This window comes from Mesorhizobium sp. M3A.F.Ca.ET.080.04.2.1 (genome assembly GCF_003952525.1).
Lineage (GTDB): Bacteria > Pseudomonadota > Alphaproteobacteria > Rhizobiales > Rhizobiaceae > Mesorhizobium.
In genome coordinates, this window is the sequence record NZ_CP034451.1 from 2,676,730 (window position 1) to 2,694,201 (window position 17,472).

Annotated in this window: 17 protein-coding genes and 1 pseudogene; 14 read left to right on the plus strand and 4 right to left on the minus strand. The window is 63.3% G+C overall.

All coding sequences use genetic code 11. The features are described 5' to 3' along the window. Positions 1-11: 11 nt before the first annotated feature. From EJ074_RS12780 to EJ074_RS12795, 4 genes are all read right to left on the minus strand, one after another. Positions 12-1,541, minus strand: coding sequence for a type II and III secretion system protein family protein (locus tag EJ074_RS12780; protein WP_095806522.1), 1,530 nt, complete (start codon positions 1,539-1,541; stop codon positions 12-14). Beyond that, complete coding sequence (cpaB, locus tag EJ074_RS12785; RefSeq protein WP_095806523.1) at positions 1,538-2,350, minus strand: Flp pilus assembly protein CpaB; 813 nt, start codon at positions 2,348-2,350, stop codon at positions 1,538-1,540. The genes EJ074_RS12780 and cpaB overlap by 4 nt, the downstream gene beginning before the upstream one ends. A 192-nt stretch (positions 2,351-2,542) precedes the next feature. Beyond that, on the minus strand, positions 2,543-3,061 hold the full coding sequence (locus EJ074_RS12790) for a prepilin peptidase (protein WP_095806776.1): 519 nt from the start codon (positions 3,059-3,061) through the stop codon (positions 2,543-2,545). 147 nt (positions 3,062-3,208) lie between these two features. Then, positions 3,209-3,379, minus strand: a complete 171-nt coding sequence (locus tag EJ074_RS12795) for a Flp family type IVb pilin (RefSeq protein WP_095806524.1) — start codon at positions 3,377-3,379, stop codon at positions 3,209-3,211. A gap of 336 nt (positions 3,380-3,715) precedes the next feature. Here EJ074_RS12795 and EJ074_RS12800 point away from each other — a divergent pair, with 336 nt between their 5' ends. The 14 genes and pseudogenes from EJ074_RS12800 (at position 3,716) to EJ074_RS12865 (ending at position 17,466) form a co-directional block, all read left to right on the plus strand. Continuing rightward, a complete protein-coding gene (locus tag EJ074_RS12800) occupies positions 3,716-4,138 on the plus strand; it encodes a pilus assembly protein N-terminal domain-containing protein (protein WP_095806525.1) in 423 nt (140 codons plus the stop codon). A gap of 141 nt (positions 4,139-4,279) precedes the next feature. Beyond that, the gene (locus EJ074_RS12805; protein ID WP_095806526.1) at positions 4,280-4,870 is read left to right on the plus strand and encodes a TadE/TadG family type IV pilus assembly protein; all 591 of its coding nucleotides are present in this window, start codon (positions 4,280-4,282) and stop codon (positions 4,868-4,870) included. A 26-nt stretch (positions 4,871-4,896) separates the two neighbouring features. Next, positions 4,897-5,517, plus strand: coding sequence for a TadE/TadG family type IV pilus assembly protein (locus EJ074_RS12810; RefSeq protein WP_095806527.1), 621 nt, complete (start codon positions 4,897-4,899; stop codon positions 5,515-5,517). 267 nt (positions 5,518-5,784) lie between these two features. Further along, positions 5,785-7,032, plus strand: coding sequence for a phosphopentomutase (locus EJ074_RS12815; RefSeq protein ID WP_095806528.1), 1,248 nt, complete (start codon positions 5,785-5,787; stop codon positions 7,030-7,032). After that, a complete protein-coding gene (mutM, locus tag EJ074_RS12820; RefSeq protein WP_129553501.1) occupies positions 7,016-7,906 on the plus strand; it encodes a bifunctional DNA-formamidopyrimidine glycosylase/DNA-(apurinic or apyrimidinic site) lyase in 891 nt (296 codons plus the stop codon). Before EJ074_RS12815 ends, mutM begins: the two co-directional genes overlap by 17 nt. A gap of 37 nt (positions 7,907-7,943) precedes the next feature. Beyond that, positions 7,944-8,717, plus strand: coding sequence for an enoyl-CoA hydratase (locus EJ074_RS12825; protein ID WP_095806530.1), 774 nt, complete (start codon positions 7,944-7,946; stop codon positions 8,715-8,717). A gap of 243 nt (positions 8,718-8,960) precedes the next feature. Next, positions 8,961-9,227, plus strand: a complete 267-nt coding sequence (gene rpsT, locus EJ074_RS12830; protein ID WP_095806531.1) for a 30S ribosomal protein S20 — start codon at positions 8,961-8,963, stop codon at positions 9,225-9,227. A gap of 911 nt (positions 9,228-10,138) precedes the next feature. Beyond that, on the plus strand, positions 10,139-11,611 hold the full coding sequence (dnaA, locus tag EJ074_RS12835; protein ID WP_245420368.1) for a chromosomal replication initiator protein DnaA: 1,473 nt from the start codon (positions 10,139-10,141) through the stop codon (positions 11,609-11,611). A 359-nt stretch (positions 11,612-11,970) separates the two neighbouring features. Next, positions 11,971-13,089: a DNA polymerase III subunit beta gene (dnaN, locus tag EJ074_RS12840; protein WP_095806533.1), complete on the plus strand. Its 1,119-nt coding sequence runs from the start codon at positions 11,971-11,973 to the stop codon at positions 13,087-13,089. A gap of 191 nt (positions 13,090-13,280) precedes the next feature. Beyond that, entirely contained in the window at positions 13,281-14,438 is a 1,158-nt protein-coding gene (recF, locus tag EJ074_RS12845; RefSeq protein ID WP_095806777.1) for a DNA replication/repair protein RecF, read from the plus strand. 123 nt (positions 14,439-14,561) lie between these two features. Then, positions 14,562-15,313: pseudogene (locus tag EJ074_RS12850) on the plus strand (molybdopterin-synthase adenylyltransferase MoeB). A 4-nt stretch (positions 15,314-15,317) separates the two neighbouring features. Further along, positions 15,318-15,806 carry a GNAT family N-acetyltransferase gene (locus EJ074_RS12855; protein WP_095806535.1) on the plus strand — a complete coding sequence of 163 codons (489 nt, stop codon included), beginning with the start codon at positions 15,318-15,320 and terminating at the stop codon, positions 15,804-15,806. A 5-nt stretch (positions 15,807-15,811) separates the two neighbouring features. Next, the gene (locus EJ074_RS12860) at positions 15,812-17,056 is read left to right on the plus strand and encodes an aconitase X catalytic domain-containing protein (protein WP_095806536.1); all 1,245 of its coding nucleotides are present in this window, start codon (positions 15,812-15,814) and stop codon (positions 17,054-17,056) included. Beyond that, positions 17,053-17,466, plus strand: a complete 414-nt coding sequence (locus EJ074_RS12865) for a DUF126 domain-containing protein (RefSeq protein WP_095806537.1) — start codon at positions 17,053-17,055, stop codon at positions 17,464-17,466. The genes EJ074_RS12860 and EJ074_RS12865 overlap by 4 nt, the downstream gene beginning before the upstream one ends. Positions 17,467-17,472 lie beyond the last annotated feature (6 nt).

Below are 17,472 nucleotides of genomic sequence, written 5' to 3' on the forward strand. Positions count from 1 at the left end.
CGCTTCCCCGCTCACTTGTAGATGAAGCCAACGACGCCGTGATAGCGGCCCGGAGGCCTGTCGGTCTGCATGGTGCCGTAGACGCGGTTGACGCGCCCAAGGAACATGCCGGCGCCATCGCTCGGCGGGTTGAAATTGTCGTCCGGCTTGGCCAGTTCGTTGCGCGCAACCGGCTTCGCCAGATAGGGCGTGATGATGATCACGAGTTCGCTTTCGTTGCGCACGAAATCGCGGCTGCGGAACAGCGTGCCGAGCACGGGGATCTTCGTCAGCCCGGGCAATCCGTTGATGGCCTGCCGGACGTCGTCGCGGACGAGACCGGCAATCATCATCGAGCCGCCCGAAGGCAATTCCACCGTCGTGTCGGCCAGACGTTTGCGCAGCGACAAGGCATTCATGCCCGGACTCGTTCCGCCGGCTGAAAACGCCACGGAGCCTTCCGTCGTCGGTTCGGAGACAGAAGTCCTGACCTTCAGGCTGATGCGGCCGGGAGACAGCACCACAGGCTGAAACTCCAGGCCGATGCCGTATTCGATCTTCTCGACGGAGTACGTCCTAATGCCGGTCTGGTTGTCGGTGGAAACGTTCGCGCTGACGCTGTTCACCATGTTGTACTCGCCGCCGACCTTGAAAGTCGCCTTCTCGCCGGACACGGCGGTCAGCGTAGGCTCGGCCAGGGTCTTCATGACGCCAGCCTGTTCCATGGCGTTAATGTAGGCCTGGAGAGCGGAGGTGCCGATGGCGATGTTCGAATTCGAAATGGGTTTGCCAAGGCCGGTGAAGGTGTCGCTCAGGGCACCCCAGGAGATGCCATCGCTGCCGCCATTGCCGACCATGTTGACGCCGAGCTGCTTCATCACCGAGCGGCTGACTTCCGCGACCGTCACCTTGAGCGTGACCTGATCGTCGCCGATGATCTGCAGGAGATTGACGATCTTGGAGACGCGGCGCTCGCTGTCGGGGTTGTTGATGTCGACGCCGCCATTGGCCGAGCCGCCGGCCGCGGTCTGCGAATACTGACCGGTCGTCGCTTCACCGCCAGAAACGAAGATGGTCGCCAGATCGACCGCGCGCTTGGCATCGAGGGGGGTGTCCACGGTTCCGGTGAGGACGACGTTGTCGTTCAGCAGCTCGACCTTGATCTCGGAGGATGGAATGAAGCGCTTGAGATAATCTTCCAGGCCGGCGACATCGCGTTCGACGGCCAGATCCAGGCTGACGATCTGCTCGCCATTGGGACCGAAGACGAAGATGTTGGTTTCGCCGACCGCCTTGCCGAACAGATAAACACGCCGTGCGGTGCGGGTCACCGCGTCGGCGACCGCCGGGTTGGCGACGAGGATGTCGTAAGCGTCGCTCGGCAGGTCGATGACCACCGACTTGTTGAGGCCGAGCTTGACGCGCTGCGTTGCCACCGACGCCGAAACGCCGGCCGTCTTGGCTGCGGCTCTCGCATCGACAAGGCCGGGCGCGTTCAAGCCAGCAAGGAGCAGGCCCATCGCCGCCGCCAGCGTCAACGGCAGTTTACCATTTAGCCTCATTTCCTTGCTCCCACTTCGGAAACTTCGCCTGCCTTGATCACCCGCACTGTCCCGCGGCGCCCGTTGCCGTTGATCAAGTAGTCGGCCTCGTCCAGGTTCTTTTCGTTCGTATCGGTGATCGGGCGCAGCGCCAGCGTCAGTCGATCCGCCATCTGCTGCGCCACGGTGATGATTTCAGCCTGCTGCGGCGTCAGCTCAAGCGTCGCGGTCTGGCCGACCCTGGTCTTCTTGCCTTCTTCGTCTTCCTGGATGGTCTGGTCGATGGCCAGCACACGGATGTTCTTCAGTATCGTCTCGGTGTTGAAGCCGCTGCCGCCGTTGGCGCCGTCGGCGCGGCGGGTCATGATGACGTCGACAAAGTCGTTCGGAAGGATGAAGCCGCCCGCCGACGTGTCCGCCGATATCGCGGTGGCGACGGCTCGCATGCCGGACGGCAGGATCGACGACATGAAGCTCTGCCCTTCGCCGATGAGCTTGGACCGGCGCAAGGGTTCGCCCGTATACAGTGCCACGCGGGCGACGGAGCCCTTGAGCTTTTCCACCGCATCGGGCTCGGCGGCGCGGGTGATGAAGTTTGCATTGACGCCGTCGGAGGGCCACTTTTCCCAGCGGATGTTGCTCTCCAGCGGACTGCCCATCGGGACGTCGCCAGAAAGGACCAGGACGTCCTGCAACGCTATGGCCGGCGCCTTCGGAGCGCCAACCACGATCTGGGGCGGCGGCGCCACCACCATGTTCTTTGCAACATAACCGGCGCCACCCGCCGCGGCCACCGCCACGCCCAGAATAATCAGTCGGGATGCTGGCATTCGTCCGTACCCTTCGCCTATGGCAAACCACCTAGCCAGGCCGGACTTTGCAGCCGCAATCGTCAAAACAAGGTTAATGCAATACTTACGATCGTGATTAATTTAACGTTTATTCAAATTCGAATGAACGGCCGGCGTTAACGAAAAAGGCGGCCAAGCCGCCTTTGAACCAATCGGTCATCGTGGGGACGGCTAGGCCGTCAGCCTTGCCAGCGCCCAGGCCATCAGCGGCGAATCCGGATAGACTAGGAGCCCGCCGAGCCCGAGCGCGATGCCGTAGGGCACGCCCACGGCCTGGTCGGCGAAATGGCGCAGGAAGCGGTTATGGCCGGTGTAGGCCGCCAAGGGCGACTTCCGGTAGGCCAGGATGGCCAATGTGAGCAGCCCGCCGATGATCGTCGAGATCACCAGATATTCGAGAAGATGGATGTTGAGGCCCATCCAGACCGCGGTCGCGGCCAAGAGCTTGGCATCACCGCCGCCCATGCCGCCGAGCGCGAAAAGGCCGAAGGTGAAGGCCAGGACGAGGCCGCCAGCCGCCAAATGCCAGCCAAAAGGCGCCCAATCCATGCCGGTCAGCGGGGCCACCAGGACAAACGTCGCCAGCAGAAGCACCGGAACCCGGTTTGCGATCGTCATCGACAGCGTGTCCGAGATCGCTGCAAACAGCATGCAGAAGGGAAAAACGACGAAGATCACGGCTTCAAGCATGGACATAGGTGCCCGCGGCGAGAATTCTCGGCTCAGTCTAGGCCTGGCGGATTAACGATCGATGAGGACGAATGGTCCAATCCACTTCGGCTCATCAAAAAGGGCCGCCAGAGGCGGCCCTTTTTCGCTGAATATACTCGGCAGCGATTACGAGTTTTTGACCTCGTCAGCGATAAATTGGAACTTGTTGTTCAGGGCATCGCCGAGCGAGCCGGCGCCGACCATGATGGCGAGGGCGATGAGGGCAGCGATCAGACCGTATTCGATAGCCGTTGCGCCGGATTCGTCCTTCACGAAACGTGCGATGAGGTTAGACATTCGAGAGCTCCTACTCCACGTGTTACAGCACTTCCGTCAACTTCTCTTGGCGGTTGATCGGATGCTGCCAATCTAGGGAGAAGGCCTTTCGATCGGCTTAATAAACAGCCTTACCGATTCCTTTCCGGCGGCGAAGCTATTGCTTGGTTAACTGCGCACTAAGCGCCGAAAAAGCCCCATAGACCGAGGCACCCGCGACTTTGCTAAAAAAGCGGATGGCGAACTGCATGTCCTACTTGCAGTGCAATCCCCTATCGTGTCCCGCCCGGACTTAACCGTTGGTTCACCATTCTCGTTCATGTTCCGTTGAAAAGTTTGCCGCCTCGGAGCGCATCAATGATCGGGTTGAAGTCGTCACTTCCAGTTGCCGCGCTGCTGGCGACCGCCGCTTTCGTGGTGCCGGCCAAGGCCGGCCCGGGCATCGAGGTCACCATGAACCAGGCCAAGATCATCAAATTGTCGCGCGGGGCAGACACAGTCGTGGTCGGCAATCCGGCGATCGCCGACGCGGCTGTGCAGGACTCCTCGACCATCGTGCTCACCGGCAAAGGATTTGGCGTCACCAATCTGGTGGTAATGGATTCGGAGGGCAGCCCTATCATCGACGAGCAGGTGATCGTCACGCGGCAGGCGGCCACCACGGTGCGCATCTACAGGCGCGCCGAGATTCAGACCATGTCGTGCACCCCCTATTGCGAGAGCTCCTACAAGAGCGAGGCCGAAAAGGCTTCCGAAGCCGAGATGAGCGCGGGCCACTGACCGCGGACACTGAGCACCGGGCGCCGGTGACGTTAATGCGGGCTTACAAGAATTCCCAGGAGTTTAACGGTCCTCCAAACCCGACTTCAATTGGTTTTGGCTAAGTTGCGGCCGATATCGAAGGATCGGCGGGAACGGGACATGGGCGAGGATCCGACACCGGGGCACGGCAGGAACGGCACGACGCAGGCTAAGCGCCGCCCCGGTTTCTTCAGCGACAGACGCGGCAGCACGGCGATGGAATTCGCAATGCTGGCCATTCCCTTCGCGCTGCTCGTCTTTGCGATTCTCGAAAGCTGCATCTCATTTGCCGGGCAGGAGGTCATGGCCAACGCTACCGACGACGTGGCGCGCCAGCTGCGGACCGGCCAGATCAAGAAGGCGGACGTGACCGAAACATCGATCAAGCAGCTGATCTGCAGCAAGCTTGAGATCATGGTCGCCAAAAACTGCCCGGGATTGCTGGTCGATCTGCGCGAATATGCCAGCTTCGCCGACGCCGCCACGGCGGGATTCAAGATCGAAAACGGCGACATCGTCCTGACGCAGGGGGCGAGCTCGACAAGCTTCTCGGTTTCGCCAGGCCTGGCCGAATCGAAAAACATGCTGCGGGTTTTCTACAAATGGCCCGTGATGACCGACTTCATGGCCAGGTCGATGGCCAATCTGAAGGATGGCAACACCCTGCTTTTCGCGTCCGTGACGTGGCAGAACGAACCATTCGACGACTGATACTGCCGCGGAGTGGAGGCTAGAGCATGTACCGTGCGGGGGCATATCGGGGAATTTCGGCCATCACCGCGAAAGCGATGCGGTTCTGCCGCGATCGCCGGGGCGTCGCGGCCATCGAGTTCGCATTCATCGTGCCTGTCCTGCTGATCATGTATTTCGTCACGATGGAAGCCTCGCAGGCCATCGAGACCAGCAAGAAGGTGAGCCGCATCGGCAGCATGGTGGCGGATCTTGTCACCCAGCAGCAGAGCGTGGTGAAGGCCGACCTCGACGCGATCATGAAGATCGGCAGCTCGACCCTGCAGCCCTACAACCGCTCGTCGCCGTCGATCATCATCACCGGAATACAGATCACCGACGAAGCATCGCCGAAAGTGCAGGTGGCATGGTCGCGCAAGCTGGTGGGCAACACTTACAGCGCCGATGCTGCGAAGGACAGCATCACTACGGTTCCCACGACATTGAAGATCCGCAACACCTTCCTTGTCAGGGTGGAAAGCAATCTCGGCTACAAGCCGATCATCACCTGGTCCGCGGACGACGCGCAGGCGCTCGGATTGACCTCGGCCTTCAGCAACATATCGATGGGCGAGACCTATTATCTGAGGCCGCGCCGCAGCCCGACCGTCCCCTGCAGCGATTGCTGAGTTATTTCGGGCCGCCTGCAGCCGCAAACCCGACAAGCGTGCCGCCGGAATTGGCCGGCGGGCCATCGACCCCGGTCGGCTCCCAGCCGAAAGGGTCATCCGCCTCGCATCTTCCTTGCCGCGGATTTGCCGGCCATGACCACCGCTGGCCCTCGACATCACCCCGTGCTCAACCGCGTGCGCCGGTTCGTTCCAGTCTGGTTTCCGATTTGCCAACGCCGCCGCGGAACCCTATGTCTGGCTCCTCGGACTGGCAATGAAGACATCATGGCGCGCGCTTTCCTGTTCGTTCTCGATTCCTTCGGTATCGGCGGCGCGGCCGACGCCGAACGCTATGGCGATGCCGGGTCCAACACGCTCGGCCACATCGCCCAGGCCTGCGCGGAAGGCAGCGCCGATCGGGAAGCTTTGCGAAGGGGCCCGCTCGCGGTGCCCAACATGGTCTCGCTCGGGCTCGCGCAAGCGGCCCGTATCGCGACAGGACAATCGTTCGGTCTCGACAAGGCGCTGCTGGCCTCCTCATTCCACGGAGCCGCCCAGGAGGTGTCCAGCGGCAAGGACACGCCCTCGGGCCACTGGGAGATCGCAGGCCTGCCGGTGCGCTTCGACTGGGGCTATTTTCCGGACACCGTGCCCGCGTTTCCCGCCGACCTGACCGGCGCCATCGTCCGCGAGGGCAAGGTGCCCGGCATCCTCGGCAATTGCCATGCGCCTGGAACCGAGATCATCGAGCGCTTTGGCGAAGAGCATATCCGCACTGGCAAGCCCATCTGCTACACGTCCGTCGATTCCGTGCTGCAGATTGCCGCGCATGAAGAGCATTTCGGCCTCGAAAGGCTTTATCAGTTTTGTCTGACGGTGCGCCGGCTGGTCGATCGGCTGAAGATCGGACGCGTGATAGCGCGGCCCTTCGTCGGCGAAACGCCGGCCACCTTTCAGCGCACCCACAACCGGCGCGACTTTGCCGTGCCGCCGCCGGAGCCGACACTGCTCGACCGGCTGACGGAGCGCGGCAGCAAGGTTATCGCCATCGGCAAGATCGGGGACATCTTCGCCCATCGTGGCATATCGGAGGTTCGAAAGGCGGGCGGCAACATGGCGATGTTCGACAAGGCGCTCGGCGCCATGGACGATGCCGGCGAAGGTGACCTGGTCTTTGCAAACTTCGTTGATTTCGACACCGAGTTCGGCCATCGGCGCGACGTCGCCGGCTATGCCGGAGCGCTCGAAGCCTTCGACCGCCGGCTGCCGGAGGCACTCTCCCGTGTCCGGCCGGGCGACCTGCTCATGCTCACCGCCGACCATGGCAACGATCCGACGTGGCGCGGCACCGACCACACGCGCGAGCGCGTTCCCGTAATCGGCATCGCACCAGGGCTGAAGGGCGGCGACATCGGCTTGCGATCGACCTTCGCCGATATGGGCGAGACCGTCGCGGAGCACCTTGGCCTCGCGCCCGGTCGCAACGGCACTTCCTTCCTGGCAGCGATGGGCGGCCATGCCAGAACTGCCTGAAGTCGAAACGGTTCGGCGCGGTCTGCAACCGGTCCTGGAAGGCGCGCGCCTCGTCAAGGTCGAGGCGCGCCGCCCCGACCTTCGCTTCCCCCTCCCCGAGCGCTTCTCGGAGCGGCTGGCGGGCAAGACGATCACTGCGCTCGGCCGGCGGGCGAAGTATCTGACCATGCATGTGGACGATGGTCCGGTGCTGATCTGTCATCTCGGGATGTCCGGATCATTCCGCGTCGAGAATCCCGAGACCAGCGACATTCCCGGCGTGTTTCATCACGAGCGCTCGAAAAGCTCCGCCCACGACCATGTCGTGTTCGATGTGGTCTCGCCGAGCAGCGTCCGTTCGCGCATCACCTTCAATGACCCGCGCCGTTTCGGCTTCATGCTGTTCGCCGAGGGCGCGCCGGACGCGCATCCGATGCTGGCCGGGCTGGGCGTCGAGCCGACCGGCAACGCGCTCGACAGCAGCCTGCTTGCCTCACTGCTGAAAGGCCGCAGGGCGCCACTCAAAGCTGCGTTGCTGGACCAGAGGCTGATCGCCGGGCTCGGCAACATCTATGTGTCGGAAGCGCTGTGGCGCGCCGGCCTGTCGCCGCTGCGCGAGGCGGGCACCCTCGCCGGCTCCGGCAAGAAGGCCCGGGAACAAAGCGAGCGCCTGGCGCAGGCGATCAGGTCGGTCATCGCCGACGCGATCGCTGCCGGCGGATCGTCGCTGCGCGACTATGTTCAGGCCGACGGGTCGCTCGGCTATTTCCAGCACTCGTTCGCGGTTTACGACCGCGAAGGCGAGCCGTGCCCAAAGCCCGGCTGCGGCGGCCACATCGATCGCATCGTGCAAAGCGGTCGCTCGACATTCTATTGCCGGACCTGTCAGCGGTAGGCTAGACCGATCTGCCGAGGGACGAGGAGACGACGCCATGGCTTACGAAACCATCATCGCGGAAACGCGCGGCAAGGTCGGGCTGATCACGCTGAACAGGCCCAAGGCATTGAACGCCTTGAACTCGCAGGTGATGGCGGAAGTGATGGCGGCGGCGAGCGCTTTCGCAGCCGACGCCGGCGTCGGCGCCATGGTCATCACCGGTTCCGAAAAGGCCTTTGCGGCCGGGGCCGACATCAAGGAGATGCAGGCGGTCTCCTTCGTCGACGCCTATGCTCACGATCTGTTCGCCGGCTGGGAAGAGCTCACGCGCAACCGCAAGCCGATCATCGCGGCGGTAGCCGGCTACGCGCTCGGCGGCGGCTGCGAGTTGGCAATGATGTGCGACTTCATCATTGCCGCCGACAATGCCAGGTTCGGGCAGCCCGAAATCACGCTTGGGGTGATACCCGGAATGGGCGGCTCGCAGCGCCTGACCCGTTTCGTCGGCAAATCCAAGGCGATGGATATGTGCCTGACCGGCCGTATGATGGATGCGGCGGAAGCCGAGCGCTGCGGGCTGGTGTCGCGGATCGTGCCGGCCGGGAATCTCGTCGAGGAGGCCGTCAAGGCGGCCGCGACGATCGCCGATTTCTCACTGCCTTCGGTGATGATGGCGAAGGAGGCGGTCAACCGCGCCTACGAGACGACGCTCGCCGAGGGGCTGCGGTTCGAGCGCCGGCTGTTTCATTCGCTGTTCGCGCTCGACGACCAGAAGGAGGGCATGGCGGCCTTTGTCGAGAAGCGGAAGCCGGATTTCACCAACCGCTGATCCATGTCGCTTCCGAAGACATTCTGGGATAGGGCATTGATGAAGAAGGGGATCGCGGCGCGTCACTTGGCTCCGGTTCAGCGAGCCGTGCTTCAGGCCGCCAAAAAGACAGCGAAGCGGCGTTGACGCGCCGGAAAAGCTGAACTATAAGCCGCACCAACCGAGGCGGCCCTGTGGCTGCCCGTTTGTTTTTTGCGCCCTGCGGCGAACCGCTGGCGCTCACCAGATCAGAAGAGAGGCATCATGGCCAATACGTCCTCGGCCAAAAAGGCAACGCGCAAGATCGCCCGCCGCGCGGCGATCAACAAGAATCGCCGCTCGCGTGTCCGTACCTATGTGCGCCAGGTCGAAGAGGCTCTCGCCGCCGGCGACAAGGCCGCGGCGGTGGAAGCCCTCAAGGCCGCCGAGCCGGAATTGATGCGCGCCGCCACCAAGGGCGTGATCCACAAGAACACGGCGTCCCGCAAGGTGTCGCGGCTGGCTCACCGGGTCAAAGTGCTGTCGGCCTGACCCGTTTCCGCAGGATTGGCGTATCTTCGAACCCGGCCGAACAGGCCGGGTTTTTCGTTTGCCGGCAAGTACTTAAAAAGAACGTCCGAAAATGATGCCCGGCCAAGATTGTGACGTTGCGATTGCTTTGCCGGCATATACATGTTCGCTTATGCTGTCGCCCAGGCTTTGCAGCCAATAGCCACAGACGATCTGTCACAAAATTCTTTTATTTTTCAGGTAGTTGCCGAGAGTCATCCACAGCTTGTTCAACTCGCGAGTTGCCGCCGGGGGACAAGTTGGTGTCAAGCGAATTATTTCAGAAAATTTCCGAAGGTGTGGCCTTTTTCACATTCGCCGGAAAAGGGTTTGAATCACAATGGCTTTGTCAAAATGTGCCGCTGCGGCATGGTCTTCCAGCCCGCTTTCGCTAACCAGATTCGTTAAAAATCCGTTAGACGTGGCCTTGCCCTGTCCACAGCGATTTCGGTAATGTCCAGTCATCGAGGGGACGGGCTTTGGCCCCTGACCTAAGCCTGAAATCGGCCAGCGAAAAATGGCAGAGTTTCATGACGTGGAGCTATTCCGCGTACGGCTTGGTTTGTCTCTTCGGTGCGGGTAGGGGACTGGCGTAATAGTACATGGCAGGTTGACGTCGCGCCGGCGTTTTCGCCGGACGGTGTTGTATTGCCCTGGCGTGATCAGGCAGCCGGCTTGGAAGAGCCGGCACGGTCCCTTGCGCGGTGTTGCATGGCCATCGGCGGCGATGGCGGCGCAACAATCATAAGGTCGTCGGACCAAAGGGTGCAGGAGGCGCACCCCCGGCGTAACAAGGGTACGAGAAGACAAGGAACTTGATCATGCAGAGCGGCATCGAAAGGGAGATAGCGGGCGAACTCCCATTTCCAGCAACCCTTGTCGGAGGGGACGACATGGCGGCATCCAGCGACGCTGAGCAAAAGTTCGAGCGGGTCAAGGCTCAACTGAAGGCGCGTCTGGGGGCTGAAGTCTATTCGAGCTGGTTCGCACGTATGAAGGTTGCCGAGGCATCCCGCGGCATTGTGCGCATCTCCGTGCCCACAGCCTTCCTGCGGTCGTGGATCAACGGCCATTATCTCGACCTCATTGCCGAACTGTGGAAGCACGAGGATGCGGATATCCTCAAAATCGAGATCGTCGTGCGGACGGCGACGCGGCAGAGCCGCAACACCGTCGAGCCCGAGGTCGCGCCCGCGCGCAAGATGACCAAGCAGACGCAGACAGCGCTCGCGGCAGGCACAGCAAACCCCGGTCGGATGGAACGGGCGCCGGCTCCGCGCCAGGGCGTGCCCGCGGAAACCGAGTTTCGCCACAATGTTCTGGGGTCCCCGCTCGACCCGCGCTACACGTTCGGCTCCTTCATCGAAGGCCCTTCGAACCGCGTGGCCTTCGCCGCGGCCAAGGCGGTGGCGGAATCGCAATCAAGCGCGGTGCGTTTCAACCCGCTTTTCCTGCATGCGACCGTCGGGCTCGGCAAGACGCACCTCTTGCAGGCGATCGCGGCGGAATCGCTGCGCCACAACCCGAAGTCTCGCGTCGTCTACCTGACGGCGGAATATTTCATGTGGCGCTTCGCCACCGCGATCCGCGACAACAATGCGCTGACGCTGAAAGAGCAGCTGCGCGACATCGATCTTCTGATCATCGACGACATGCAATTCCTGCAGGGCAAGTCGATCCAGCACGAGTTCTGCCATTTGATCAACATGCTGCTCGACAGCGCCAAGCAGGTCGTGGTCGCGGCAGACCGGCCGCCATCGGAACTGGAATCGCTGGAGCCACGGGTCCGCTCGCGCCTCAATGGCGGCGTGGCGCTCGAAATGTCGGCGCCGGATTTCGCCATGCGCCTGGGCATGCTCAAGCTGCGGCTTGCAACGGCAAAGAACGACGACGCCTCGCTCGAGATTTCGGACGAGATCCTCAATCATGTCGCTCGCACGGTGACGGGCAGCGGACGGGAACTCGAAGGCGCCTTCAACCAGCTCTTGTTCCGCCAGTCCTTCGAGCCGCAGATCAGCATCGACCGTATCGACGAGATCCTCGGCCATATCTACAGGTCGGGCGAGCCGAAGCGGGTGCGCATCGAGGACATCCAGCGCATCGTGGCGCGCCACTACAACGTCTCGAAGACGGAACTTCTGTCCAACCGGCGCACGCGCACCATCGTCAAACCGAGGCAGGTCGCGATGTATCTGTCGAAGGTGATGACGCCGCGTTCACTGCCCGAGATCGGACGGCGTTTCGGCGGCCGCGATCACACGACGGTCCTGCACGCGGTGCGCAAGATCGAGGATCTGTCCGGCGCCGACAATACGCTGGCGCAGGAGCTGGAACTGCTGCGCCGGCTGATCAACGACCAAGCCTGACTGCTCGCAAAAGGAGCAAAGCGCGCCGCTCCGAAACGGATCTGGGCGGCGCGCTTCAGTCTTTGTTGTTGTGCAGATCGCCGTGCCGGACTCGCTGCGCAGTTTCGGGCGAGATGTATTTGGTTTTGCGCAATTCTGGACGGAAAACCGCCACGCAGTTTTCCCAGGATTGCGCCGGCCGACGGGCGTCGCCGGCTTTATCCCCAGAAAGCCCGCGCAACCGGTCGGAACCGGTGTCGCGGGCTTGCGTTTGCGGGCTTTTTACTGTCAGCTTACAGAGATTCTGAGCTTTTCGGAGCTTTCGCGGGGACGCCGCTTCCTGGTGACCCGCTCATTCATTGAAGCGAGCCTGTTTCGTCATGCGTGTTATCCTGGAACGGTCAAATCTCCTGAAGTCCCTCAACCACGTTCATCGCGTGGTCGAGCGGCGCAACACCATTCCGATCCTGTCGAATGTGCTGCTCAGCGCCGACGGCGCCAGCCTCGAGATGAAAGCCACGGACCTCGACCTGGAGGTGACGGAAGCCACCCCGGCCAAGGTCGAGCGCGGCGGCGCGACCACGGTTCCGGCGCATCTGCTCTACGACATCGTGCGCAAGCTCTCGGACGGCGCCGAGGTGATGCTGAAGACCGACGAGGACGGCAATGCGATGACCGTGACCTCGGGCCGGTCCAGCTTCCGCCTGCAGTGCCTGCCGCAGTCCGATTTCCCGGAGCTCTCGGCCGGCTCCTTCTCGCACATCTTCCGCCTCGATTCGGTGGCGCTGAAGGGACTGATCGAAAAGACCCAGTTCGCCATCTCGACCGAGGAGACGCGTTATTACCTCAACGGCATCTTCCTGCACACGCATGAAGCCGGCGGCAAGCTGAAGCTGCGCTCGGTGGCCACCGACGGGCATCGCCTGGCGCGCGCGGAGATCGACGCGCCGGCGGGATCCGAGGGGATGCCCGGCATCATCATTCCGCGCAAGACGGTGAGCGAGCTGCAGAAGCTGGTCGACGATCCGGATGTCGCAGTCACGACGGAACTGTCGGACACCAAGATTCGCTTCACCATCGGCAGCGTCGTCCTGACCTCGAAACTGATCGACGGCACTTTCCCGGACTATCAGCGTGTCATCCCGACCGGCAACGACAAGAAGCTGATCATCGACCGGCAGAGCTTTGCCGCCGCCGTCGACCGCGTCTCGACCATCTCTTCCGAGCGCGGCCGGGCCGTGAAACTGTCGATCAATGACGGCCAGCTCACGCTCGCGGTGAACAATCCGGATTCGGGCAGCGCCACCGAGGAACTGGCGGCCGACTATTCATCGGATCCGATCGAGATCGGCTTCAACGCCAAATACCTGCTCGATGTCGCCGCCCAGCTCACCGGGTCGGAAGCGAAATTCATGCTGGCAGATGCCGGCTCGCCGACGCTCATCCATGACATGGCCGACGAGACCGCGCTGTACGTGCTGATGCCGATGCGGGTGTAGGCCGGAGAGCGGTTCATCGTTTCCCGGGAACGGAGACCGCCCCGCCCCTTTGTTTCGACGCAAATCCGGACGGAAAACCGTGTCACACTTTTCCTGGAATTGCGTCGGTCTCTTTGTTGATGCAATTCCGGGCGGAAAACCGTGTCACACTTTTCCTGGAATTGCTCTAGTGGGCCTGACATGTCGCCGTGATCGAGGAAGCCAAACAGCTTCGGCAGCAGAGCTACATAAGTAAGCTAACACTTACCAATTTCCGCAACTACGCGGCGCTTTCGCTCGACCTCGCGGCCGGCCCGGTGGTGCTGTCGGGCGACAATGGCGCCGGCAAGACCAATCTGCTGGAAGCCATCTCGCTGCTGACGCCCGGACGCGGGCTGCGCCGCGCGCCCTATGCGGACGTCGCGCGCGAGGGCGGTGACGGCAGCTTTGCCTTGCACGCCCGGATCGAGGGGCCGCAGGGCCAGGTCGAAATCGGCACCGGCATTGCCGGCAGCGATGCCGCCGGTGAAAGCGGCAGGCGGGTTCGCATCAACAGCGCCGCGGCGAAGTCGGCAGAGGACATGCTGGAGTGGCTGCGCGTCGTCTGGCTGACACCGGCGATGGATGGGCTGTTCCCAGGGCCTGCCGCCGACCGCCGACGCTTTCTCGATCGGCTGGTGCTGGCCATCGATCCCGGCCACGGCCAGCGGGCGCTGGACTATGAGAAGGCGATGCGAAGCCGTAATCGGCTGCTTACAGACGGTTCCCGCGACAGCGCCTGGTTCGACGCCATCGAGACGCAGATGGCGGAGACCGGCGTGGCGATCGCGGCGGCGCGCGCCGAACTGGTCCGGCTGCTTGCCGCCATGATCGACAGGCTGCCCGGCAGCGGCCCGTTTCCGCAGGCAGACATAAGCCTCGCCGGCGAGTTGGAGAGCGAAATCGCCATCGCGCCGGCTGTGGATGTCGAGGAGCGGTTCCGAATTGCACTTGCCAGCGGACGCGAGCGGGATCGCGCCGCCGGCCGTACGCTCGACGGCCCGCATCGTTCGGACCTCGTGGTCCGCCACCGACCGAAATCGATGCTGGCGGAGCTCTGCTCGACGGGCGAGCAGAAGGCGCTGCTGGTCGGCATCGTGCTGTCGCATGCAAGGCTGACCGGCGAGATGTCGGGCCTGACGCCGATCCTGCTGCTCGACGAGATCGCCGCCCATCTCGACAGTGGGCGGCGCGCCGCCTTGTTCTCCATCCTCGAGGACCTGAACTGCCAGGCCTTCATGACCGGTACCGATGCGGCGCTGTTTTCCAGCCTCGCCGGACGCGCGCAGTTCCTGACCGTCGATCACGGCAGCGTCGGGCCGACCGGCTGATTTTTTGAACAACCCAGCGGGGCGTCAGCGCCTACGCCGCGGGACAAAGCTGCGCATGCCCATACCCTGCGGGACAAGGCTGCGCCTTGCCCGTGTATTTTCCCGTCCCTATAAGGTCACGCCATGACAGCTGCGGCCCTCACCGACGAAGAACTGGAACGCTACGCTCGCCACATCGTGCTGCCCGAGATTGGTGGCGCGGGCCAGCAGAAGCTGAAACGTGCGCGCGTGCTGGTCATCGGCGCCGGCTGGGCGCGCCGGTGCTTGAATATCTTGCCGCTGCCGGCGTCGGCACTCTCGGCATCGTCGATGACGACACGGTCTCGCTGTCCAACCTGCAGCGGCAGGTGATCCATGGCAGCGACACGATCGGCATGGCCAAGACCGACAGCGCCGCGGCGATGATCATGCGCGTCAACCCCAATGTCGCGGTGGAATTGCATCGGCTCAGACTGACCGAGCAAAACGCCCCTGCCCTCGTCGCCCGCTATGATCTTGTCGTCGATGGTTCGGACAATTTCGAAACGCGCTATGCGCTGGCCGACGCATGCGCCCTGGAAGGCAAGCCCCTGGTCACCGCCGCAGTCGGCCGTTTCGACGGATCGGTGACTGTGCTGAAGCCTTACGAGACGGGTGCCGACGGCAAGCGCAATCCAAGCTATCGCGACCTGTTCCCTGAAGCGCCGCCCGAAGGTGTGGTGCCGTCCTGCGCCGTCGCCGGCATTATCGGAGCGCTGACAGGGGTTATCGGCACGCTGCAGGCGATGGAAGCGATCAAGCTGATTGCCGGCATCGGGGAACCGCTCGTCGGCCGGCTTCTGCTCTATGACGGGCTCACTGCCCGCTTCGAAACCATCCGCTACAAGTCGAGCTGAGCAGATGGACCAGCCGGCCGCAGCCGTCGTCACCGAGCTTCCGCCCGACTTCGACCGATGGGACGAGCTTCTGGCGCTGATCCTACGCGCCTTCGCCTATATGGAGGGCATCATCGACCCACCTTCCTCGGCGCATCTGCTGACGCCCGAAAACCTCAAGCACAAGGCACAACAGGAAACGGGATTCCTGGCGATCGAAAACGGCCGGATCGTCGGCTGCGTCTTCGCGCTGGAGCGGGCGGAGGACTTTTACGTCGGCAAACTTGCGGTCGAGCCGGAGCATCAGGGGCAAGGTCTGGGAGCCCGCCTGATGCAGGCCGTGGAGGATCTTGCCCATCGGCGCGGCAAGCACGGCATCGAGTTGCAGACCCGCATCGAACTGACTGCAAACCAGGCGAGCTTCGCACGGATGGGCTTTCGCGAGACCGGCCGGACAGCACATGCGGGCTATCACCGGCCCACCTCGATCACCATGCGCAAGGTGGTGTCTTGAGCCTGATGCTTAACCCCGAAGAACAGGCCATCGCCGCCGGCCATGACGGCGGGGCGATGGCGATGCGCATCGTTGCCGAGACCGCCCGCCTGCTCGGTGCGCCGAAGCTGATTCCGATCGCTTCGGCGCATATCGACGGCGCGCTCTATCATGGCGATTCCGGCACGCTGTTCGCGGAACGACTGGTCGAGGGCGGCGCCAAGGTGGCGGTGCGTTCGACGCTCAACGTCGGGGCACTCGATCTGATGGGCTGCTCGCGCATCCGCCTGGAAGAACCGCAGCGCGACATGGCGCGGCGCATGATGGAGGCTTACCGCAAGCTCGGCTGCGAGCAGAGCTGGACCTGCGCCCCCTACCAGGCGGGGCACCGGCCGGCGCTGGGCAGCGACGTCGCCTGGGGCGAGTCCAACGCCGTGGTGTTCTGCAATTCGGTGCTTGGCGCGCGCACCAACCGCTATGGCGATTTCCTGGATATCGCCTGCGCCATCGTCGGCCGCGCGCCAGATTATGGGTTACACCGCACCGAGAACCGGTGGGCGCAGCTGGTGTTCGACGTGTCGGCCATCTCGCCTTCCTTCCTCGCATCCGAGATCGCCTGGCCGGTGCTGGGCAGCCTTTACGGCCGCGAGGTCGGCGACGCGATCGGCGTCGTCACCGGTGTGGCCACCCATCCCGGTGAGGATGCGCTGAAGGCGTTCGGTGCGGCCGCGGCGTCATCCGGCGCAGTCGGCCTTTTCCACATCGCCGGCGTAACGCCGGAGGCACCCGACGCTGAAACGATTCTTGGCGGCAGTCAGCCGGAGACGGTGATCCACGTCACGTCCCGGATGACAGCGAGCGCCCAGGCAGGCTTGTCGACGGCCGCGAAGGCGCGAGCCATCGACGCTGTAGCGATCGGCAGTCCGCATCTGTCGCAGGCGGAGTTCGACATGCTCGAGCGGCTCATCGCCGGAAGGCGGCTCGCCGTGCCGATCTACGCCTGCACCGGCCGACATGTCCTTGCCTTGCTGGAACGGAACGGCCAGCGCAGGTCGCTCGAAGCAAGCGGCGTGATCATCGTCGCCGACACCTGCGTGGTGGTGACGCCGATCATGCCCGACCTTGCCGGCGGCGTGTTGATGACCAATTCGGGCAAGTTCGCGCACTATGCGCCCGGCAACACCGGCTATGCGGTCCTCTACGCTTCTCTCGCCGACTGTGTCGAAAGCGCGATCACCGGCAAGCCGGTATTCACGGAAATCGCCGCATGACGACGGCAGCCGAAATCCTGGTTGCGGGCAAGTCCGGCGAAGGCGAAGCGCTGGTGCTGACGGCGCCGATCAGTTTCTGGGGCGGCGTCGACCCGAAGACCGGCCGCATAGCCGATGTCCGCCATCCGCAACATGGCGAGACCATCTCCGGGCGTGTGCTCTTCCTGCCCGGGACTATCGGCTCGTCGTCGGCTTCGGCAGTCCTGCTGGAACTCGTCCATGGCGGTCATGCACCGGCGGCGCTGGTGCTCCACGAACCGGATGCCATCCTGCTTCTCGGCCTGATCGTCGCCCGCGAAATGGGTTTGGAAACACCAATGGCGGTACGGCTCCAGCGCAGCGCGTTCGAAGCCTATCGCGGAAGCACCGTCAAAGTCTCCGACGACGGCGCCGTTACCCTCGCCGCCTGACAACGT